Origin of the sequence: Acinetobacter sp. YH12254, from assembly GCF_013417415.1 — a bacterium.
Taxonomy (GTDB): Bacteria; Pseudomonadota; Gammaproteobacteria; order Pseudomonadales; family Moraxellaceae; genus Acinetobacter; species Acinetobacter pseudolwoffii.
Genome location: NZ_VPEB01000004.1, coordinates 62,469 through 81,747, shown reverse-complemented (window position 1 = coordinate 81,747; position 19,279 = coordinate 62,469). Strand labels below are relative to the sequence as shown.

The 19,279-nt window shown below is 42.3% G+C and carries 24 protein-coding genes and 2 pseudogenes; 9 read left to right on the top strand and 17 right to left on the bottom strand.

Annotated elements, in window-relative coordinates:
* Positions 1–127: 127 nt before the first annotated feature.
* A pseudogene (locus tag FTV29_RS15100) lies at positions 128–253 on the bottom strand (PAAR domain-containing protein); the annotation flags it as partial.
* 248 nt (positions 254–501) lie between these two features.
* Here FTV29_RS15100 and FTV29_RS04475 point away from each other — a divergent pair.
* The 5 genes from FTV29_RS04475 (at position 502) to FTV29_RS04455 (ending at position 6,320) form a co-directional block, all read left to right on the top strand.
* Positions 502–1,209 (top strand): phosphopantetheine-binding protein, encoded by a 708-nt coding sequence (locus FTV29_RS04475; RefSeq protein WP_005171498.1) that lies wholly within the window; start codon positions 502–504, stop codon positions 1,207–1,209.
* A 133-nt stretch (positions 1,210–1,342) separates the two neighbouring features.
* Complete coding sequence (locus FTV29_RS04470) at positions 1,343–1,987, top strand: RluA family pseudouridine synthase (RefSeq protein ID WP_100355067.1); 645 nt, start codon at positions 1,343–1,345, stop codon at positions 1,985–1,987.
* A 143-nt stretch (positions 1,988–2,130) separates the two neighbouring features.
* Complete coding sequence (rapA, locus tag FTV29_RS04465) at positions 2,131–4,968, top strand: RNA polymerase-associated protein RapA (protein WP_180075175.1); 2,838 nt, start codon at positions 2,131–2,133, stop codon at positions 4,966–4,968.
* A gap of 145 nt (positions 4,969–5,113) precedes the next feature.
* Entirely contained in the window at positions 5,114–5,380 is a 267-nt protein-coding gene (locus FTV29_RS04460) for a PAAR domain-containing protein (RefSeq protein WP_100328728.1), read from the top strand.
* Positions 5,381–5,519: 139 nt separating this feature from the next.
* Positions 5,520–6,320 carry an alpha/beta fold hydrolase gene (locus FTV29_RS04455; protein ID WP_180075174.1) on the top strand — a complete coding sequence of 267 codons (801 nt, stop codon included), beginning with the start codon at positions 5,520–5,522 and terminating at the stop codon, positions 6,318–6,320.
* 366 nt (positions 6,321–6,686) lie between these two features.
* On the opposite strand, the gene fabR is transcribed toward FTV29_RS04455, so the two are convergent.
* Positions 6,687–7,367 (bottom strand): HTH-type transcriptional repressor FabR, encoded by a 681-nt coding sequence (fabR, locus tag FTV29_RS04450; RefSeq protein ID WP_005096625.1) that lies wholly within the window; start codon positions 7,365–7,367, stop codon positions 6,687–6,689.
* A 153-nt stretch (positions 7,368–7,520) separates the two neighbouring features.
* Between fabR and FTV29_RS04445 the strand changes: the two genes are divergently transcribed.
* Positions 7,521–8,585, top strand: a complete 1,065-nt coding sequence (locus FTV29_RS04445) for a flavin reductase family protein (protein ID WP_034608544.1) — start codon at positions 7,521–7,523, stop codon at positions 8,583–8,585.
* Positions 8,586–8,599: 14 nt separating this feature from the next.
* Positions 8,600–9,694, top strand: a complete 1,095-nt coding sequence (locus tag FTV29_RS04440; RefSeq protein WP_005096627.1) for an acyl-CoA desaturase — start codon at positions 8,600–8,602, stop codon at positions 9,692–9,694.
* 193 nt (positions 9,695–9,887) lie between these two features.
* On the opposite strand, the gene FTV29_RS04435 is transcribed toward FTV29_RS04440, so the two are convergent.
* Both FTV29_RS04435 and FTV29_RS04430 read right to left on the bottom strand, forming a co-directional pair.
* Positions 9,888–10,541, bottom strand: a complete 654-nt coding sequence (locus tag FTV29_RS04435; protein WP_180075173.1) for an HAD family hydrolase — start codon at positions 10,539–10,541, stop codon at positions 9,888–9,890.
* Positions 10,508–11,716, bottom strand: a complete 1,209-nt coding sequence (locus FTV29_RS04430; RefSeq protein ID WP_005096631.1) for a DUF1615 family protein — start codon at positions 11,714–11,716, stop codon at positions 10,508–10,510. The genes FTV29_RS04435 and FTV29_RS04430 overlap by 34 nt, the downstream gene beginning before the upstream one ends.
* A gap of 80 nt (positions 11,717–11,796) precedes the next feature.
* Here FTV29_RS04430 and FTV29_RS15275 point away from each other — a divergent pair.
* Positions 11,797–11,862: pseudogene (locus FTV29_RS15275) on the top strand (hypothetical protein); the annotation flags it as partial.
* Between the two features lie 113 nt (positions 11,863–11,975).
* Here FTV29_RS15275 and FTV29_RS04425 read toward each other — a convergent pair.
* The 9 genes from FTV29_RS04425 to FTV29_RS04385 form a co-directional block, all read right to left on the bottom strand.
* A complete protein-coding gene (locus FTV29_RS04425; protein ID WP_228145466.1) occupies positions 11,976–12,248 on the bottom strand; it encodes a pyocin activator PrtN family protein in 273 nt (90 codons plus the stop codon).
* An 11-nt stretch (positions 12,249–12,259) separates the two neighbouring features.
* Positions 12,260–12,424 carry a hypothetical protein gene (locus tag FTV29_RS04420; RefSeq protein ID WP_171509106.1) on the bottom strand — a complete coding sequence of 55 codons (165 nt, stop codon included), beginning with the start codon at positions 12,422–12,424 and terminating at the stop codon, positions 12,260–12,262.
* Positions 12,417–12,581 carry a hypothetical protein gene (locus tag FTV29_RS04415; protein WP_168386814.1) on the bottom strand — a complete coding sequence of 55 codons (165 nt, stop codon included), beginning with the start codon at positions 12,579–12,581 and terminating at the stop codon, positions 12,417–12,419. The genes FTV29_RS04420 and FTV29_RS04415 overlap by 8 nt, the downstream gene beginning before the upstream one ends.
* On the bottom strand, positions 12,581–12,967 hold the full coding sequence (locus tag FTV29_RS04410) for a hypothetical protein (RefSeq protein ID WP_004279593.1): 387 nt from the start codon (positions 12,965–12,967) through the stop codon (positions 12,581–12,583). Before FTV29_RS04410 ends, FTV29_RS04415 begins: the two co-directional genes overlap by 1 nt.
* Entirely contained in the window at positions 12,967–13,209 is a 243-nt protein-coding gene (locus tag FTV29_RS04405) for a hypothetical protein (protein WP_180075172.1), read from the bottom strand. Before FTV29_RS04405 ends, FTV29_RS04410 begins: the two co-directional genes overlap by 1 nt.
* A 130-nt stretch (positions 13,210–13,339) precedes the next feature.
* Positions 13,340–14,464, bottom strand: a complete 1,125-nt coding sequence (locus FTV29_RS04400; protein ID WP_180075171.1) for a hypothetical protein — start codon at positions 14,462–14,464, stop codon at positions 13,340–13,342.
* Positions 14,461–15,582, bottom strand: coding sequence for an ATP-binding protein (locus tag FTV29_RS04395; RefSeq protein ID WP_180075170.1), 1,122 nt, complete (start codon positions 15,580–15,582; stop codon positions 14,461–14,463). Before FTV29_RS04395 ends, FTV29_RS04400 begins: the two co-directional genes overlap by 4 nt.
* 1 nt (position 15,583) lies before the next feature.
* Entirely contained in the window at positions 15,584–16,120 is a 537-nt protein-coding gene (locus tag FTV29_RS04390) for a hypothetical protein (protein WP_180075169.1), read from the bottom strand.
* The gene (locus FTV29_RS04385; RefSeq protein WP_074382936.1) at positions 16,117–16,551 is read right to left on the bottom strand and encodes a hypothetical protein; all 435 of its coding nucleotides are present in this window, start codon (positions 16,549–16,551) and stop codon (positions 16,117–16,119) included. Before FTV29_RS04385 ends, FTV29_RS04390 begins: the two co-directional genes overlap by 4 nt.
* A 220-nt stretch (positions 16,552–16,771) precedes the next feature.
* On the opposite strand from FTV29_RS04385, the gene FTV29_RS04380 reads away from it, so the two are divergent.
* Entirely contained in the window at positions 16,772–16,984 is a 213-nt protein-coding gene (locus tag FTV29_RS04380) for a hypothetical protein (RefSeq protein ID WP_004893802.1), read from the top strand.
* On the opposite strand, the gene FTV29_RS04375 is transcribed toward FTV29_RS04380, so the two are convergent.
* The 4 genes from FTV29_RS04375 to FTV29_RS04360 form a co-directional block, all read right to left on the bottom strand.
* Positions 16,985–17,230 (bottom strand): hypothetical protein, encoded by a 246-nt coding sequence (locus tag FTV29_RS04375; RefSeq protein WP_004893803.1) that lies wholly within the window; start codon positions 17,228–17,230, stop codon positions 16,985–16,987.
* A gap of 47 nt (positions 17,231–17,277) precedes the next feature.
* A complete protein-coding gene (locus FTV29_RS04370; RefSeq protein ID WP_180075168.1) occupies positions 17,278–18,225 on the bottom strand; it encodes a sensor domain-containing diguanylate cyclase in 948 nt (315 codons plus the stop codon).
* A gap of 151 nt (positions 18,226–18,376) precedes the next feature.
* The gene (locus FTV29_RS04365; RefSeq protein ID WP_005171456.1) at positions 18,377–18,730 is read right to left on the bottom strand and encodes a hypothetical protein; all 354 of its coding nucleotides are present in this window, start codon (positions 18,728–18,730) and stop codon (positions 18,377–18,379) included.
* A gap of 206 nt (positions 18,731–18,936) precedes the next feature.
* Positions 18,937–19,272, bottom strand: a complete 336-nt coding sequence (locus tag FTV29_RS04360; RefSeq protein ID WP_180075167.1) for a hypothetical protein — start codon at positions 19,270–19,272, stop codon at positions 18,937–18,939.
* Between the last annotated feature and the right edge of the window lie 7 nt (positions 19,273–19,279).

Genomic DNA, 19,279 nt, shown 5'->3' with positions numbered 1-19,279 from the left:
TATAATTAAATAGACAAAGATGATAAATTCTTCAATGGACATAACTGTAATTTTATTTTCTTGGTCGAAATTAAAGTGAGGTTATGTCCTTCTCATTTCAATGACTTAAAAAGTTGAGATTGGCGTATTTAGGACAATAATGTACCATTCCATCCAAATGCACAGCTTTTCCTTCCACCAGAAAGGAAGGGTCGCCAAAAGTAATGATTCCCCCATGATCGGTTTTACAGCCGACTGTTATTAATGCTCTCATTATTATTTGGTTATTATTTTTATTAAAGACCATAATAACATGACAATATAAAATGAAAGGTTTAGTTTAAAATTCATTTAATCAGTTTGTATATAATGACTGAATGTATCTGAATATAGATACAAGCATTTTTGCTTTTAATTTTTTAAATATAGCCCTGTTGACTTTTAAAGTATTGAGTAACCCTCAATCTGAGTTAGCATATACAGTTACGAAAAAGCCGACTGTCTGAAGCCAAAGAGTCTCCCATGCTGTACCCAATACCCAAAAAAATCCAACTTGCCCCATCTCAAGCCAAATGGCAGCTTGCATCGAACCAATCGGTTTTGGTCTTAGTCGGATTACAAAACTTGCGTATGCAACAGGGCATACAAGAAAGTGCACTCATGGCAAATTTGATTCAACTGACCAATAAAGCCAAAGCACTGGATATTCCCATTGTCGATTTATATGGTGATGACCTGATGCAGGGCATGCAACAGCTTGGTGAATATGCCTCCACGCATCCACAACTGATTTTTGCCGGGCAGGTCACACCGATGCTCAAGCAAATCTTACCGCATTTGATGAGTGTGACGGATCAAATAGGTGTGGTCGATGACGCAATCTTATTGGCCAATCAGGAACAGCATATTCAGTGGATCGAAAATATTTCCAGTCAAGGTGTGCATCACTTAAATACTTATAGTCTGACACGGTTGTGGGATTTAAGTGCGCCCTCAGACTATGTCTTATCAACCAAAGGTATTATGTTGGCTGTGGCAGAACAGCTAGACATAGATGCTCTGGAGATTGATTCCTATGTCGATTTAAGAAATTATGGATTGGACTCTGTAGCCGTGGTGAGTTTGGTCGGTGTATGGCGTGCACATGGTGCCAATATTCGTTATGAAGATGTACGACAGCATGCATCTTTGCATGAATTGGCAGGCTTCATTTTACAATCCTCAGGTTGATACGCTGCGATTGAGCATTTTTATGACCTAAATCGGAAATTTCATCAGCATTTACATAAAAGCGCATTGTAATTATGGGCGAAGCTTTCTATCATGGCCGCCTTGTTTTTCGCGATCAGCCTGGGATTGAACTTTGAGTAATTTTCTAACCGAACATCTGATACATCGTGATGACGATTTCATGGTCATCCACAAACCTGCAGGTTTACTCACAGTTCCCGGGAAAACAGAAGATTTACAAGATTGCCTGATTAACCGATTATTAAAAATAGAACCAAAAACCTTACTGATCCATCGACTGGATCGCGATACTTCCGGCATTCTCGTGTTTGGTCTCACAAAATGGGGACAAAAAACCATTTCCCGCCAGTTTCAGGAACGCCAGACCGACAAAACCTATCAGGCCGTGGTTGCCGGTACACTCGAAGGTGAAGGTAGCATTGAGGTGCCCGTGGTATATGACCCAAGCCGTCCGCCCTTACATATCGCAGATCCCGCACATAACAAGCCGGCCATCACGCATTGGCAGGCGATCGAACACTTTAATATTCAGGAACAAGCCGTGACTCGGGTGAAACTTACGCCAATTACCGGCCGTTCGCATCAGTTGCGTGTGCATATGCAATATCTGGGGCATCCGATTATCGGCGATACCTTATATGCGACACCTGAACAGCAACAGCTCAGCTCGCGTCTACATTTACATGCTGAACGTTTGAGTTTTTATCATCCTCAAACAGATCAGCTGGTCGAATTTTATTGTCCGGCGCCGTTCTAGGAAATACTTCTTGAATCGGCGTGAATTATGCTCACTTTTTAGTGGGCTTTATGTCAAAATACATTGCTTGAAGGTGTGAAATTTTGCTCCAATGACGTTTCGTGATTGAGCCTAATATTCATAATCTTGTACTTAAGATAAAGGTGGAAAAATTGCAGCAATTTGCTATTGGTCAACGTTGGTTATCAGATACTGAAACAGAACTCGGTTTAGGCGTTCTTATTGATGTTGATGAGCGGTCGGTTAGCATTTTATTCCCGAAAAGCGATGAAACTCGCGTCTATGCACGTAGCAATGCACCCTTATCTCGTATCGTATTTAATGTGAAAGATGAATTACAGGATCAGGAAGGGACCAAATGGATTGTAGAATCCGTGGAAGACCGCAATGGCGTGGTGCGTTATCACGTCATTCGTACCCTGGAAGATGGGACTGAAGAACGTAAATCGCTGAATGAGACCCGCATTGGTGCCACCATCCAGCTGTCCAAGCCTCTAGACCGTCTATTGGCCAGTCAGGTCGATTATAAAGAATGGTATGACTTGCGCATTGAAGCGCTGCTGATGCAGGCCAATATGCAAAGCAGTCCACTGCGCGGTTTGGTCGGTTCACGTGTCGGCCTGATTCCGCACCAGTTGTATATTGCGCATGAAGTCGGTCAGCGTTTTGCTCCGCGTGTATTACTGGCCGATGAAGTCGGTCTGGGTAAAACCATCGAAGCGGGTTTGATTATCCATCAACAGCTGAAAACTGGCCGTTCTGAACGCATCCTGATTTTAGTACCAGATTCGCTGCAATATCAGTGGATGATTGAGATGCGCCGTCGTTTCAATCTTGAGTTCTCGTTATTTGATTTGACCCGTACTGCATCAATCAAAGAGCATGATCCTGAACAAAACCCATTCCTGACCGAACAAAAAATTATTGCCTCTGTCGATTTGATGGTCGACCATGAAGATCTGCGTGAACAGGCGCTCGAAGCCGGTTTCGACTTGCTGGTGGTCGATGAAGCACATCATTTGATGTGGAGCGAAGAAGATGGCGGTAATGACCGTTATGATCTGGTCGAAGAACTGGCTGAACATACGCCGGGCGTATTGTTATTGACGGCAACACCGGAACAGCTCGGGGTAGAAAGTCACTTTGCACGCCTGCGTTTACTCGATCCGCAGCGCTTTAACTCGCTGGATCGTTTCCTGGATGAAGAAGCGCAATATCAGCACACCGCTAAAATTGCAGAAGTGTTGATGTCAAATCTGCCACTTGAAGCAGAACATTTGACTGCGATTGAGGCCTTGTTGGGTCATTCAATTGAAGATCATCCTGAGCAGCGTTTCCGTGCCATTCACGAACTTTTAGACCGTCATGGTACCGGTCGTATCCTGTTTCGTAATACGCGTGAAGCCATTCAGGGCTTCCCGGGTCGTGACTGTCAGCCGGCACCATTACCAGCACCGGAACACTGGTCGAAAGATGGTAAGTTGCGTGAGCAAATGTGGCCTGAAGAAGCCCAGCTCGATGGTGCATGGATGGAAGCCGATCCACGCGTGATGTGGCTGATGGAGCGTTTACGTACCGATCTTAAACACAAGAAAGTCTTACTGATTGCGCGTAGCGGGCCAGTGGTTGAAGCGCTGGAAAATGTACTTCGCTTACATGCCGGTATTCGTACCGCGATGTTCCATGAAGGCATGAGCTTGTTAGAGCGTGATCAGGCTGCCGCTTATTTTGCTGAAGATTCGTATGGCGCGCAGATTTTACTTTGTTCGGAAATTGGTTCAGAAGGGCGTAACTTCCAGTTTGCATCTGATTTAATTCTGTTCGATCTTCCTGCCAACCCGGACGTTTTAGAGCAGCGTATTGGCCGTTTAGATCGTATCGGTCAGGAAAACCGGATTCAGATTCATGTGCCTTATCTGGTGGGAACTGCGCAAGAACGTATGTTCCGCTGGTATAACGAAGCCTTGAATATTTTCGGCAATATTTCCCCAACTGCACAAACCTTGCAAGAAAACTTTATTGTTCGCTTGAAAGACTGTCTATTGGCAGACAAAGGTCAAGTGTTTGAAGACCTGCTGGAAGAAGTCAGCGTGCAACGTGAAGCGCTGGAAGCTGAATTGCAGGAAGGTCGTGACCGTTTGCTAGAGTACAACTCTTGCCGTCCGGTGGTGGCACAGGAAATTGTCAACGCGCTTGAAGACTATGATGACAACACCACTTTGCCGATCTTCATGAAACGCTTTATGGCGTCCACGAATATTGACTTTGACGAGCAAAGTAACGGTACCGTGATCATCAAGCCAACAGATCAAATGCAGGTTCAAGGTTTGACGCTGGATGAAGAAGGCATCACTGCCACTTTCTATCGTGATCAGGCACAAATCCGCGAAGATGCGCAATACCTGACCCTGGAACATCCATTCACTGAAAGTGTGATGGAAATGATCAATACTCAAGGCTTTGGTAGCACCAACGTTGCGGTATTAAAATCTGCGGCACTGCCACAAGGTTCGGTATTGCTGGAAGTCTGGTTCAAGGTCGATGTGGTTGCACCGAAAGCATTGAACTTGCCATCAAGCCTGCCGCAACAATTGGTTCGTGTGTTATTAAGCGAGAAAGGTCAGGATCTTTCCCAAAAAATTGCGCCTGAAATTTTAAAACCGTATCTGCATCATTTAGATGGCAACAGCTGCCGCCAAGTAGTGAAAGCACGTCGTGATGTGATTGAGGCACGTTATCAGCAAGCACTTGAATTGGCACGCAGTGCATTGCCAAACTTCAAGCAGCAAGCCAAAGAAGTGTATGGTAATAAATGGCAATATGAAATTGACCGTCTGACCTATCTGAAACAGTTTAATCCAAGTATCCGTGAAGATGAAATTTCACGTTTACAGAAGTTGCAGAAAGAAGGTCTCGGCCTACTGGATGGTTTATCTGTGACGCCAGAAGCCATTCAGGTGATGGTAGTCGTCAAGCCTTAAGTTTTAAGCAATTAAAAAATGCAGCTTTCGGGCTGCTTTTTTTATGGCCGAAATTCGGCTTTTATATTGTTTTGGTCGGGGAATACTGGCCTGTCATTTTTCTTGTGTTTAAAATCAGTCTAACCAATAACCAGAAATAATAAACATGTCCAAAGCCTTTATTGGTCTGGGAGCCAAAACCACCCACGGTGGTATTGTGGTAGAAGGTGAGCCGTCTTTGATTATGAATGGCATCGCCGTACATTTAAATGGCATGACGCATTATTGTCCCAAATGCCAGACCATGGTCACCGCAATCTCCAGCGATTTATCTATTACTGTCAAAGGACGGGCAATGCTTATCGCAGGGGATAAGACCAGTTGCGGCGCGACTTTTCTAGCCATGCAGCATTTGACGGTATCGCAGAAATAAATCTTAAATTCGTTTAATAAAATAAGAAGAGCTGACTTCAAGGTCATGCTTTGAGCGTTTTGGCACTATCACATGACTTTTCAGATCAGTAAGCTCATCCGATGATTTCAGGATGAATACGCGCTGCGTTTGGAAAATAATGAAACAAGCCCTACATTTTACCCATGCCAATGGCATCCCTGCGGCAACCTATCAGAAATTTCTGGACTGTTTCCAGCCAGAATATGAGGTCAAAGCGATTCCCTTGATTGGCATGAAGTCGCAATATCCGATTACGCCAGACTGGCGCTATCTGGTCGATGAAGTCATTGCAGATATCGAGCAGCAATTTCCTCAGCAGCAGGTGGTGGGTCTCGGACATTCCTTTGGTGGTCTGGTGACTTTGATGGCAGCGTATCGACGTCCGGAACTGTTTTCCAAACTGTTAATTATGGATCCGCCATTTATTATTGGAAAAAACAGCGCCATGTTTGAACTGGTTAAAAAGCTGAATCTGAAAAGTATCGATCGCTATACACCTGCAGGAATTACGCTAAAACGCAAGGATCACTGGCCATCGAAACAGGCCGCAGTTGATGCACTCAGATCAAACCGCTTATTTAGCAATTTTGATGAGCAATGTTTTGCTGATTATATCGAGAGTGGCATTCAGCCAGAACCTGAACGCGGTGGGGTGACTTTGAGCATTCCAAAACAGGTAGAAGCGGAGATTTTCCGGACTGTACCGGCATGGTGGTGGCGTACGCCAAGACGACCACCTGAAGTGCCGATTCATCTGATGACTGCAGAGCAGAGCCAGTTTTATCAGCAGGGTTTGCCGCAAGGCATGCACAAGATTTATCGGATCAATTATTCAGTGGTCGAGGGCGGACATATGTTTCCGCTTGAGTATCCGGAAGCCACTGCGGAGATAGTGAAAGCACAACTTGTACTGTTGTAATCGTCATAAAAAAGAGACGACTGGTACCACTACTGTTCCACAATTTTAACTAGGCTATAGTTTGAATTGTATGGAGTAATAAAAGCAATTCGATAGTGTTTTTAAATATCTGATATTTATACTTGGATATTGTACAGCCTCATCTTTCCTTTAAAAGTTTAAATGGATTTGTGCAGGCGCAACCCTACTTTGGAAAGCCCCAAAGTAGGCAAAAGTCTCTTATTACCCATACACGACGTCCTGTCGTGATGGGTAGTGTGTGGCATCCCTGCCACACGCGCGTAACTTAAAGCTAATCACTTTAACTTTGGGACAGTAATCCGTCTAGTACGTCTCTTTTTATATCATTTTACGCAAATTGGAAAATTAACGCAGCTGCGAATCTTCCAGATGGCGAGCGCCTTCCAGAATCATCCGAATCATGAGCATGGTCTGTTCGGCAATTTCCTGGCGGTCTTCAGCCGGCATGTCAATGACATTGGCCCCCATGTTAAACACCAGTTGAGTAATGGCTTTGGCGGCAATATCGGCATGTAATAACTTTCTATTATTCAGGCGTTCCAGACGAATCAAATCATCCTGCAATTCCTGCTGAAAATAATTTAACTGGCGTTCTACAGCCTGTTTATACGATTTTGAACCGGTATAACCTTCACGCAATAACAGGCTTAAATTGCCTTCATCTGCATCCAGCTGAGCAATAAAAATTTCGACCGAACTACGAATAATACTGCTTTGTCGGGAGGCTTTTAAGCGTGCTTCATGCAGAATCTGACGTAATACAATCCCGGCACGATCAATCAGCTCAATGGCCAGCTCATCAATATCTTTAAAATGACGATAGAAACTGTTTGGCGCAATACCGGCCTCACGTGCGACTTCGCGCAGGCTCAACGATGCAATACTTTTTTGTGGACCAATCAGGTTTAATGCTGCCTGAAACAGTTCTTCTTTGGTAATGGTGGCCTTGCGACCGACACTCCGTACGATAATCGGCTCATCAATGCTTTTCGATTGTAGTAGAGATGCGTCACTGCTTATTTTCATTGAAGGCTCGTTCATCAATAGGTTCATGCATGAATCGTTTGATTATAACCGAGCACGACAGGCTTGTGAAATGAATGGAAACAATACACATGTATATACAAATATATATACATGTGTATAATAATTCAAAACCTCAAGATGATGTCGATAACGATGCATGTACTCCAAAAACTTAAAATGCCGTTGAATGCACTGTCTGACAGTGTCGTCGATCAGCATGCGATTAATTTCTGGATTCAGAAACTCAATCCGATATGGTCGTTGAATCAGCCATTGGGCAAGATTGTGCACAAGGAAAATGCTGCACAGGATATGCTGAGTCTGAAAATTCAAGTGAATCGTTTATTTAAGTTTGGTAAAGCGGGGCAACACCATCCGGTCTATGTGGTGGTGAAGGGCATCCGTTATGAACGTAGCTATAGTTTGACCCATGTAGATGCCCAGCATGTGTTATTGACTGTGAAAAAAGTCCATGCCGGTAAAGTCAGCACCTGGTTTGCAGAGCAGGCGCAAGTGGGTGATGTCATCGAATTTGGTCAGCCTTATGGTGATATGACTGTGCCTCAGCAGGCGAGTCCACTGATCTTGCTTGCAGCAGGCAGCGGGATTACCCCAATGCTGAGCATGCTGGAAAGCCTGAGCAAAAAGGGTGAATTATCAACACCAGTGAGCTTGTGGTACTGGGTTAAAAAACATCAAGATGCAGCATTTAAAGCACGTTTCGAAGAACTTGCTCAGAAACATGCAAATTTCTCATTTCATGTTTATGCCACGCAAGAACAAGCTGCGGCAGCTCGTCTGAATGAAACTTATCTGACAGATTTGCAAAATCTGGAAAATAGCACGGTCTATTGCTGCGGCCCGTCAGGTTTTGTATCGACTGCAGAGCAGCTGTTTGCTTCAGCCAAAGAGTTTAAGGGTGAAGCCTTTAGCATGAGTCTGGCGGATCAATCCGATATCGGCTTTATTAATGTCACCCTGACTCAGTCGAAAAAAATTGTCAGTATTCCAAAAGGCCAGTCCATTTTGGTGAGTCTGGAACAACAAAATATCAAACCGACACATGGTTGCCGTATGGGCATTTGTAATAAATGCGCCTGCAATAAAGTGGAAGGTTCGACCAAGAATTTGGTAAACGGCGCACGAAATACTGAGCCAGGTAATCTGCTCAAAATTTGTGTTAACTCAGCGCAGACTGATCTAGTCATCGACCTATAAGCGAGTTTTATCCTATGAATATGCCAGTAAAATTTCAATATTTTAAAAATCCTAAAAACCGTGAATTATCACAAGTAGAACTCGATGAACTTGCACGTGAACTTGATGCGATCAAGCAAGAAGTGCTGGATGATTTAGGTGAAAAAGACGCGAAATATATCCGTCGTGTCTATTCAACCATCCGTTATTCATCAATTGCCGGTCGTGCGCTATTGTTTGCAGGCTGGTTCCCACCAGCATGGTTGCTAGGCACAGGTCTATTAGGCTTTGCTAAAATCATGGAAAACATGGAACTGGGTCACAATGTCATGCATGGTCAGTATGACTGGATGAATGATCCTAAAATGAATGGTCAGACCTATGAATGGGATATCGTAGGTACTTCGGATAACTGGCGTCAAACCCATAACTTTAAACATCATACTTATACCAATATTAAAGGTATGGATGATGATATCGGTTATGGTCTATTGCGTCTGTTCCCAGAACAGCGCTGGAAACCGGGTTATTTATTACAACCGATTTATGCGGTGCCATTCTGTTTGCTGTTCCAGTGGGGCGTGGCCATTCAGAACCTTGAATTGGGTAAATATTTCAAAGGTCGCAAAAGCAAAGAGCAGACCAAAGAAGAATGGCGCCCAATGCAGAACAAAATCGGTAAACAATTGTTTAAAGATTATGTGTTCTTTCCATTGATTGCAGGTCCTGCTGCTTTGCCAGTTTTGACGGGTAATATGGTGGCCAATGGTCTGCGTAATATCTGGACGTTCAGTATTATTTTCTGTGGCCACTTTACCAAAGATGTAGAGGTGTTCCCGAAATCGGTACTGCAAAATGAGAGCCGTGGTCACTGGTATATGCGCCAGATTCGTGGTTCATCTAACCTGACCGGTTCTGAAGCATTCCATATCTTGACGGGTCATTTAAGTCACCAGATTGAACATCATCTGTATCCTGATGTGCCTGCCCGTCGTTACCGCCAAATGGCGCCAAAAGTTCAGGCGGTGTGTGAAAAATATGGTTTGAACTACAACAATGCCAGTCTGGTAAAACAGTATGGCAGCGTAATCAAACGTATTGTGAAATATGCATTTCCGTTTAAGAAATAATATTTCTTAAAGCTAAAAACCACCTTATTTGAGGTGGTTTTTTTATGGATGAAGCTTATATTTAAACAAAAAAGTCTGGATGATTCAGTCATCAGATCTGCCTTAAAAGTATCATTGAGCGACAACTCATCTGTCATTTAAGTGCTTGTTAAAGATTATTATGGCGTATCAATAAAGCGGAAATTTTAAAGCCCTAATATGTCATTGAATCGGATGGTAGATTAATTTTTGGCAATTGCTGATCTTGTCCTTCCAGATAGCGTTGATGTGCCAAACTCAGCATTTCCTGATCTTCTTCGCTGTTACCATAGGCATAAATTTCAGCATAATTATCCAGATTATATTTTTCTAGAATTCTAATTTTCTTTTGTGTGTTACTACAGTCAGGAGTTTGATAAAATCCTGTTATTTTTCCAGCTTTGATTTCAACTTCGCTACACAGTAAATCGATATTTAAATAGGTACAGACCGGTTTCAAGTATAAATCCAGTGATGCTGAAACCAGCGCGATCTCATGACCCAGTTGCTGATGTTGCCGAAGTTGCTGCAACAGTTTTGGATTAAACTTAAAGACCAGCTGCTGGGCATAGTCCTGCGCCAGTTGTAAAATTTCTTCTGCATCGCTGTCCTTAAACATGTTGCCATACAATTTTGGACGCATCGCATGGGCAGGGTACAGCTTCAGATAATAGGCCTGAATCCAGGGCAGGAGACGAATGCCGCGTCTTAAAATATGCCGTTTTTTCAAGGCATAGAAAATGAACCCGGTAAAACTGTCGTCTGTATACAGGGTGCCATCAAAATCAAATAAGGCTAGAGTTTTAGGTGTTTGATTTTGCGCATGCATGTTTGATATCGACCATCGACACGGGTGGCAAACCAGTTGGTATTGTAATCACGACTCAGTTTTGGTCCAGAAATGACCACTTCCGGCATGATTGCATACATTGGATCTTTGCCTGTTTTTTCCTGATAGAGCTTGCTGATCCCACGATAGGTCATGGTATCTTCAAAATCTTTCTCTTTTTCTTTCTTTAAATCGGCGCGGATTTGACGTTCGGTAATAATAAAATTATTTTTCGCAAATACACTGATCAGCTCACGCTCGGATTGACTCTTCTGCGAACGGATCGCGCCATCTTTGTTATAGAGTAATAAATCGCCATCCAGATCGAGTTCAGCTTCAGTTAAATCATTGAGCATGCTCTGAAAAGCGGCATTTCGGCTGGAATACATGCCCGAGTTATAGTCTGCAAAACGGTAGATCGGTTTGTCATAATCTGCAGGATACATCATCAGACGATGAATCCCGTAATATAGGCCGCCATATTGCGTATAGACATCGGAGCGTAAGGCTGCGATGTTGCCACCTTGACGTTTATATTCCTTGACATAACTAATATGCACTTGCATTGAACCCAAAGTGGTAATCGGATTCATTTTCTCGCCAATATTCTGGCCGACCAGTTTTGCAGCACCGGTCAGTGCGCTGACATGGTAATGCTTCGACATATAGTCAAATATTTCACGATATAACTCATCCAGTTCGCGTTCGGTTTTTACCCGGCGCATCTGGCTTAAATAGTTATCTTCTGGGCTTGGATGGTTCTTGAGTACTTCCTGGAAATATCCCGCAACTGTTCCACCGATTGCTTGTCCGAGTTTATCTTTGAATTTTTCTTCAAGACGATCCTGAACTTCTTTAACCGCTTTTTCTCCCAGACCTGGTACTGTAGGGTCTGCCACAAAATTGGATTCCTGATCGACCACGGCCACAATCGTGCAGACATTTTCCTTGGTTTGAGGAATACCCAACTGTTCGGTGATGTCGTAAATATCTTGTGCCCAGGACTCACGCTGATTTACCCGACTCGGAATTGCTTTACGAATATGTTCAACTTCAAGTGTCGGTTCATCATCTTTTGACCACCATGAGCCATTGCCACAGCCGGCAAGACCCAGAGAAAGTGCAAGTACAGACAATGACTTAACAGAAAAACAATCAGCAAAAGTTTTATTCATGGTGTGGTAAATTAATTGAAAAGATGAGCGAATAAGGCAGATGCAGTATACTATGCCCATCAAAAAAGTGATGAATTTATATGTATATTGGTCCATATCAACTGTCCAACAATTTGATTGTCGCCCCGATGGCAGGTGGGATAGATTAATCACATGTACATTATAAAAATTATTATTTATTAGCATCTTACTGAATAGCCGCATGGTGCAAGGTGCAAAATAGGTGCAACCATGCGGCAATTAATCAATAATTTAGCAATCAATGGTTCATTGCTACCCAGTCTTTCTTAGACTCTTTTTGTATTGCTTCAAGCCAGAATGCTACATCACTTAGATGAACATAAAAAGGTGAGTTACGTCCATCAGATTTGAATGCTGGAAATGGAAGAGTGCATTTATTTGCGCGCTTATTTGCCTGCTCAATTGTAAGATGAGGCAAGTAATCCGGCAAGAGCTCTTCAAGTTTGATTACAGGTTTACGGTACTTCATGAGTAACATAAAACTGATATCAACTGGATCATCAATTTTCATAGCTGCTCCCATTATGAAATCTCCTTCAAACTTTGTTTTACCGATTCAGGTAACCCAAAAAAATCATTTAGAGTTTTGTCAAATTCACCGCTTTCAATGAATTGATCCATCAGGTTTACTTGCTTATCGATATTGCTATCTTCACAAGGCTCACATGGTTTTTGAATATCAGTCATTGTTTTCTCCTTGAGCCTTCAAATATTCAAATTTCGCATCTGCCCAATTCTTTGCATCGTATGGGCTTAAACCTTTTTTCTTGCACCAATCAGCGCACCAGAGCCACTGCACATCATCAAATGGGGTTGGCTCAACTATTTGATCAGTACTATCCATCACGCCACCTCATAGAAGCGCTTGGCTTCTTCAAAATTTGATGTAGTAAGTGGTGATGAGCCTTTTTTGTAGCATTCAACAATCTCACCATATTTAAAAACTTTGCATGCTGTTGGTAGGTCAAAGCACTGGTACATCGGCTCTTTAAACCAATCTTCTGTGTAAAACATTTGTTCTTGGTGGTCTTCGGCTGTGCCTTCCCACTCTTGAACCTGAAAGTATTCATCAAATGATTCGATCATGAACTGATTGCCTTCAGCCTTAGTCATTGCTCTGTAACGAGCCAAAGCACGTTCAGCAATTTCTTTTGATACGGCAGGTGACTGCTCATGCGGACTATCATCTTCAGGGCAGATTCCTACGCACCACAATTTATTCTTTTCCATCACGCCACCTTCACATCTAAATAATCAGGGTTATCCAGATGTTCTTCATATTCATGAAATAACACCTGACATGCCGCATTACCTGTTAAATCTTTCTTTAAGAGCACGTAACTCAACGTCTTGCGTGTGCCTTTGCCTGAAAATGTAGAACTACCATCTGTAAGCTCATTTTTGGTATAGCCCAATTTTTCTAACCAAAGCTTGAAACCGACTTCATGTTTCTTTTTAATTCTGAAGATCATCTGTATCCCCAAGTGTTCGCAAAATTTTGCAGGCAATCATCAATACCAAATAGGTTGATATTGCGGTAAGTTCTAACCCGACCTTTGTGCTGCACAAGCAGCACGCGGGTCATAGAAGAGTAGGAATAACTCATGAAGCCTCCCCAGTTTCAGCAGCTTGAATCAAGGCATCTTTGCGCTGTGCATACAGGCTAAGTAGTTCCTGATGATCAGCTGGAAGTAATTTAGCTGCAGGTATCGCTGGTGCTAGTCGTTCTAAAGTTTCTACTGAATCCATGTCATAGATCCGATTGATCAGAACCTGTTTTTTCTTCTTGTAGAAGAGATCAATAGGGGCACTACCATGTTCAGCACTTTCCACTGATGCTTGTTTGCGTGCGGCATTTTCAATTTGATCAAACGTACTTGGTTGCTGAGCTTCAATGACTTCATCTGCGATTGGTTCAGGTTCAACCTTCGGCGTGTATTGCTCTGGATCCAGCTCAAGCAATTTATCTTCCGTAAGCTTGCATAAGTGCTGTTGATCTTTTTGATCTAAGTGTCCATTGGCCAGAAATACGTGACGGAATGAAAGAACGTCATCCTCCTTAGTAAACTGATCAATTTGTGCAGTGAACTTTTCAACAAGCTTTACCCGGTCGGTTTCAACTGAATCCGCTTCAATTTCTGTAACTGGAGTTTCAGTATTAATAGTGGCTTCTTGCTCTATGGCCTCAATAGGCTGAATTACCTCTGGCTCAGGCTGTTTTTCAATATCTGGTACAGCATCACCTGGGCCAGCTGGAATGCTAGCCTGTTCAGTCTCATTCTTAGCTTTGGTTGAGCGTCTCTTTTTAGGTTTGCCTGTATTGTCTATAGTTGGGGGATAGACAATAATTCGACCAAATAGCTCACCCATTGCCACTAATTGTAATTCGGCATTTTCTTTATCCGCCTGAGCAAAACCATTGTCGACAGCTTTGAAATACTCCATGCACTGTTTGCTGTATTTAACCTGTGAGATATGGTCAGGATGAATAATAAAGATTTCCTGATCTTCCACGACATCATCAAGAGTCAAAGGCTTGGTAAATGTAATACCAGCCAGCTCCATTGTTTCAACCTTGATGCAGAACTCATAGCCTGGCATAGCGAAAATTGTGGCAGGGAACTGAGACAGATCATCAAAATCCATTAACTCACCAACAGCGCGGCACATGATATTTCGGCCAGCCATCATTGCTTCAAAAGCTTCTTTGCTATTTAGAATTTTCATGCTGACATTGCTCCCTTCGCTAATTGTTCTATGTCATTTTTTACAGCTTCAAATTTGGAAGCTTCTATCTGGTTGAGAGCATCAAGCCCTAAGTGCTCACACACTGTTTTTGCATCAAGGCCACAGGTATCGATGAAGTCCTGCAGATCGGCCAGCTGCTCATCAGAAATGCCATTGAACTCTGGTGGGTCTACCCAGGCATTACGTTGTTTATCAAACGTGCACTTCATTTCTAGAGCACGACGGACTAATTCAGCACGCATATTCTTGTAGTACAGATGAGTGTCTTCAAGAGACTGAGTGAGCTGATTTAGATCACTCGCATACTGGGCCTCACCACAGCTTTGTACCCAGTTTTCTAGATCTTCTTGAGCCTTGATTGCGGCCAATTGATCTGGTGTCAGGGTATTAATATGGTCCTTCGCCTGTTTGATAAGGTCTGCCAGAAACGTAGGATTGGTCTTTAGATCCGGCACCCATACTTCGCCAGTCTCACCACCTAAACCACCTGCATTTTTAGCGTGATGGGTAGGGCAAGGCTTAAAGCTAATTACCCGGGCATTCTTACCTTCACCAGTAGTGACTGTGGTCAAATAGCCCATGATGTCAGCAATGCGATATAGCTCATTACGGTTTTTACCACCCAGATCAGGGCGATAAATTACCTGGTCACCGCTTTGATCTTCAGAAGCATGGGCAATAAACACCACATCCTTCCCTGAAGCGATCAGAGTGTTCACGTATTGCTTAAAGATGTTGTTGGCCAAGCCTTGGGCTTTAAGCTTTAACGATCCATCTTTCTGTTTGTTAGTCGCATTGAGCATTAAATGTGTTTTGATGCTTTCAAGCATTGCACCAACGGTATCGATCACAATGGTGTTATATGGTTCAAGATCAGCCATTGTTAGGTTTGCTACATCAGACCACTGGTGAGCCTGAACTACAGCACCGCGACGAAGTTCACCAGTACGGTGAGAACCTTTGTCAAAGTCGAATGAAATAGCTTTATCACCAGTAAAGCCGATAGATGTTTTACCTAAGCCAGGATCGGCATACAGGTAAACAATAATTGCCTGGACTAGCAGCGCTTGATTCGCTGGAATAATATTAATCGCCATCTCAACGTGCTCCTGCAGTACGGTTATTACGTTTAAAGTTTTTATAGTCTTCCGATGCAAAGAAGCCGGTACTTTCTAAAACTTGATGACGCTTGTTCTTTCGCATAGCAACACGTGCATTTTCCAATCCATCTAAAATCCATTGCGGAGTAAGAGATTTATCCATCTTCTTCAATGAGCCATCAGCCTGAATGGAGTAGATCTGCGTATTACAGAAGTAGTCAGCAATAGTTCCAGAGCTTTTAACGCGTAGGGCAAAATAGCTCGCCCGAGTTTTACCCACTCGATATATTTCAAGCCCTTCAAAGGTCTTGATATATTCAGAGAAGTAGCGATGAGTTGAGTTGAACTCAATCGGCATTTGAACTACAGGCAACTCATCTGCTTTGAATTGCAGGAAACCGGTGTAAAGATCTACAAAATTAATTTGAGTTCGATCATTAAGAGGAGACCAGTCGTCAGAGCCACATTCACACCAGTAGACCGATTGACCATTCAAAAGCGCTTCAAAGATTTGATCAGCAGAATTTAAGATCATGACTGCACCTCCACCAAACGATGCTTCATGATGTAACCAGCGATCATTGAATTGATTTCGCGATGATCCTGGTGATCAGTGAAGTCTTTATATGGATTACCATTGGCATCAAATACATTGATTTCACCGAGCTCCATTACTTCGACTGCAGTGAACTCTGAACCAGGTACGCCGTAGCTATCTGGATAAGCCTGAACTTCAAATGAAGAGATATTTAAACGAAATCCATCCAGATTAAGAATTGCTTCACCACGACTTTGGTCATGCATTTTTAGTGAAACAATGCCGTATTCAGACTGCATGTTTTGCGCTGGAGCAGGTTGTCCAACATTTAAATCCGTATGAAAAGCGACTGCTAAAGCGCTTACAGTTAAGGCAGCGGTAAACAGAGTTACCTTGAAGCTATTGTGTGGAGTTAATTTTGTGTTCATAATTACTTTACTCACAGAGAGAGTGTGGGTCATGCCCCAGGTTGTTCGTTGCAACGCTGGGGCTTTTCTTTGTTTGTGATGAAAAGATTAACTGTAGTTAATAAAATAGTCAACAATAAAATTAACCTTAGTTAAAGAAAAGTTAACTTTTTTTATTAACCATGCTTTAATAGACAAAAGAAAACCCATCACAGGGATGGGTTGTTTGGAGTTTGTTAAAATGAGCAAGAAGAAATTTCGAGCTGAATTATATAAAGCTTATGTTGCCTCAGGCATACATGACCATGCCCTTATACAGGAATATATTAAAGTTGCCGAAGCTTTTGTGCTTGATAACCAAGAGATTACTGTTAGCGGTTTTCGTGCACTTACTGAAAAAATTAGCACCAATAACGGCCACTCTAATGGCTCTCGTGCTCTTGGTAGAGAGTAGTTATTTTTTACTCTTTTTTAATGAGCTTACAGACTGCATAGTTAAGCCAATTCCGGCCTCCAGATCATCTAATCGCTTAACAATATGATCTAGTTTAATACCAATATGGTTATGTTCCATTACCGCAATAGGAACCCCGCAATTGGAGCATTGTACAAACCAAAACAAAAGATCTGACTTGCCCAAGTTTTGGCTTGAAAGCTCAAAGCTGTGCGATCCACAGCTACCGCATTTTGTTTCTGCCATATTTCTCTCCACCCGATCCAAGAGCCGCTCGGGTATGCGGCTTTTTATCAATCATTATTAATAGATTTAATTAAGATTTTATCTTGATACATCTTTCTATCAGCTTCTATGATAGCTGCTGATAGACCATATGTTGGATTTCGCATTGCAAGACCAATTGCCGCACTAACTTCAGCTTTCGCAAAAGCATTTTGAATTCTTGTTACAAGCTTCTCGGCATTCTGAAGATTAGTTTCGATACTAAGTACAGCAAATTCATCACCACCCAAGCGAGCAACAATATCATTGCTACGTACTATGCCTTTTAAAGCTACAGCCATTCTTTTGATTAGCTCATCACCAGCAGCATGTCCTAGATTGTCATTAGTGATCTTTAGATCATTTAGGTCAATCATAAGCACAGCAGTAGGGTGACCATATCGCTTACACCGTTCTTCTTCTAACTCAACTAATCGATCCCAAGCACGACGGTTATAAAGTCCAGTCATTGGATCAGACAATGCTTCCATTTCAAAGCGTTCAGCTTTACGTATGTGTTCGGTTGCTCTTAATTCAGCTTGAATCGTGTAACTAAGCACCTTTCCCATAAGATCAAACAATGGAGCATCCTCAACAAGGACTTTAGACTGAGGTTCGGGATCAATTGCACAAAGAGTGCCAAACAAGGAACCATCTTCTTTTAAAATAGGTTGACCGATATAGGCTTTAATAGTGACAAGTTTATTTATTGGTGCATCTGTATAAACCTGAACGTCGGGCGAGTAAGGGGCAATGCGGGGCGCATTATTTTGTACCATGTGTGAGCAGAACGAATCTGCCCATCGAAATACTTGTCCTGGCTTAACGTCATAACCATTATCTTCACTTAGTAAGACGATCCAGTCATCACCCTCCGTACGCGTAATCATCCATAACTTAAATCCAAATCGTTGAGATAAGAATTTTAAAATAGCTTGGCCAGCCTCTTCGAAATTCTTAAAGTTAATATTATTCATTAAGTTAGTCCGTATTTGTGCTAAGAGAGATATGAAAAAACAATTTTTAGACTACAGCGTCATATATTATAATTTTAAACTGATAGGAATATTACTTCATATAATAAAAAGACAACCCACCACTGGGGTGGGTTGTCCTAGAACAATAATCTTATTTTTTGTATTCAGTAATACTGATAGGTTTGTCTTTCATAAACTCTACAATACCTTCACCAGCTTTGAAGTGAATTGAAACGCCGTCATCATTGGCCAAACGCATACCACTTCCTGAAATAGCTCGTTTAAGGTGATAAACCTTGCCAGAATTATCTGTCATTTCTGCGGTTTCAAAATTATCTGAAGATTTCAATTCGACTGTAAGATCCATTGGACCAGTAAAATTAATTACCTGAGTTTCAGCTGGAGTATTGCTCACAACTTTTTCTTGCACCACTTCGTTTTTTGGATTTGAAGTACAGCCAGTAATCACTAATCCTAACAATGCTGCGCCTAACAAATATTTCATTGAGACTTACCTTTCTATTTATGAATCATAGGTATCATTATACTAATTGTTATAATGTAACATTTAAAGACAAGGTTACACTTACCTTACATAAAGAAAAACCCGCGGATAGCGGGTTAGTGATGCTTTACTTTGTTATTACAGACCCGGTCATGAGAGGTCTTAAGTCCAATATAAAGATTTAATATTTCAGAAGTAAGAAAGCTTTAGCACTGAATAGCATCTTTCTCTTTGTAGTGATCCAGGACTAGATCCATATCAGCCAGAAGCACAGCTTCAGAGTATTCACCTGGTGAGAGCTTCAACAAGTTGGGCATATAGTTCTTTTCATACTCACGTGGGTAGTCTCTGCATAAGATTTTTACCCGCACATCTTGAGTGGTGAACTCTGAATCTAACTTTTCCAGGTATTTGCTAAGAATATTATCTGAGTTCTCAAAAGCTGTAGTGGTGGCAATCAGATCTACATCCCCATCTGGTTGCTTCTGGCAGCCGGTAAAAGCCAAAGATAAGAGTAGGGTGGTAAGTGTGATGTATTTCATGGTTAGA

Excerpts from the sequence above, each read along its gene's own strand:
- FTV29_RS04390 (WP_180075169.1), bottom strand. The coding sequence starts at position 16,120 with ATGATCTTAAATTCTGCTGATCAAATCTTTGAAGCGCTTTTGAATGGT.
- FTV29_RS04425 (WP_228145466.1), bottom strand. The coding sequence starts at position 12,248 with ATGAAAATTGATGATCCAGTTGATATCAGTTTTATGTTACTCATGAAG.
- fabR (WP_005096625.1), bottom strand. The coding sequence starts at position 7,367 with ATGAAAATAAGCAGTGACGCATCTCTACTACAATCGAAAAGCATTGAT.
- FTV29_RS04375 (WP_004893803.1), bottom strand. The coding sequence starts at position 17,230 with ATGGCAGAAACAAAATGCGGTAGCTGTGGATCGCACAGCTTTGAGCTT.
- FTV29_RS04365 (WP_005171456.1), bottom strand. The coding sequence starts at position 18,730 with ATGAAATATTTGTTAGGCGCAGCATTGTTAGGATTAGTGATTACTGGC.
- FTV29_RS04445 (WP_034608544.1), top strand. The coding sequence starts at position 7,521 with ATGCATGTACTCCAAAAACTTAAAATGCCGTTGAATGCACTGTCTGAC.
- FTV29_RS04410 (WP_004279593.1), bottom strand. The coding sequence starts at position 12,967 with ATGGAAAAGAATAAATTGTGGTGCGTAGGAATCTGCCCTGAAGATGAT.
- FTV29_RS04360 (WP_180075167.1), bottom strand. The coding sequence starts at position 19,272 with ATGAAATACATCACACTTACCACCCTACTCTTATCTTTGGCTTTTACC.
- FTV29_RS04440 (WP_005096627.1), top strand. The coding sequence starts at position 8,600 with ATGAATATGCCAGTAAAATTTCAATATTTTAAAAATCCTAAAAACCGT.
- FTV29_RS04420 (WP_171509106.1), bottom strand. The coding sequence starts at position 12,424 with ATGACTGATATTCAAAAACCATGTGAGCCTTGTGAAGATAGCAATATC.
- FTV29_RS04385 (WP_074382936.1), bottom strand. The coding sequence starts at position 16,551 with ATGAACACAAAATTAACTCCACACAATAGCTTCAAGGTAACTCTGTTT.
- FTV29_RS04460 (WP_100328728.1), top strand. The coding sequence starts at position 5,114 with ATGTCCAAAGCCTTTATTGGTCTGGGAGCCAAAACCACCCACGGTGGT.
- FTV29_RS04475 (WP_005171498.1), top strand. The coding sequence starts at position 502 with ATGCTGTACCCAATACCCAAAAAAATCCAACTTGCCCCATCTCAAGCC.
- FTV29_RS04370 (WP_180075168.1), bottom strand. The coding sequence starts at position 18,225 with ATGAATAATATTAACTTTAAGAATTTCGAAGAGGCTGGCCAAGCTATT.
- FTV29_RS04430 (WP_005096631.1), bottom strand. The coding sequence starts at position 11,716 with ATGAATAAAACTTTTGCTGATTGTTTTTCTGTTAAGTCATTGTCTGTA.
- FTV29_RS04395 (WP_180075170.1), bottom strand. The coding sequence starts at position 15,582 with ATGGCGATTAATATTATTCCAGCGAATCAAGCGCTGCTAGTCCAGGCA.
- FTV29_RS04415 (WP_168386814.1), bottom strand. The coding sequence starts at position 12,581 with ATGGATAGTACTGATCAAATAGTTGAGCCAACCCCATTTGATGATGTG.
- FTV29_RS04380 (WP_004893802.1), top strand. The coding sequence starts at position 16,772 with ATGAGCAAGAAGAAATTTCGAGCTGAATTATATAAAGCTTATGTTGCC.
- FTV29_RS04405 (WP_180075172.1), bottom strand. The coding sequence starts at position 13,209 with ATGATCTTCAGAATTAAAAAGAAACATGAAGTCGGTTTCAAGCTTTGG.
- FTV29_RS04400 (WP_180075171.1), bottom strand. The coding sequence starts at position 14,464 with ATGAAAATTCTAAATAGCAAAGAAGCTTTTGAAGCAATGATGGCTGGC.
- FTV29_RS04435 (WP_180075173.1), bottom strand. The coding sequence starts at position 10,541 with ATGCATGCGCAAAATCAAACACCTAAAACTCTAGCCTTATTTGATTTT.
- FTV29_RS04455 (WP_180075174.1), top strand. The coding sequence starts at position 5,520 with ATGAAACAAGCCCTACATTTTACCCATGCCAATGGCATCCCTGCGGCA.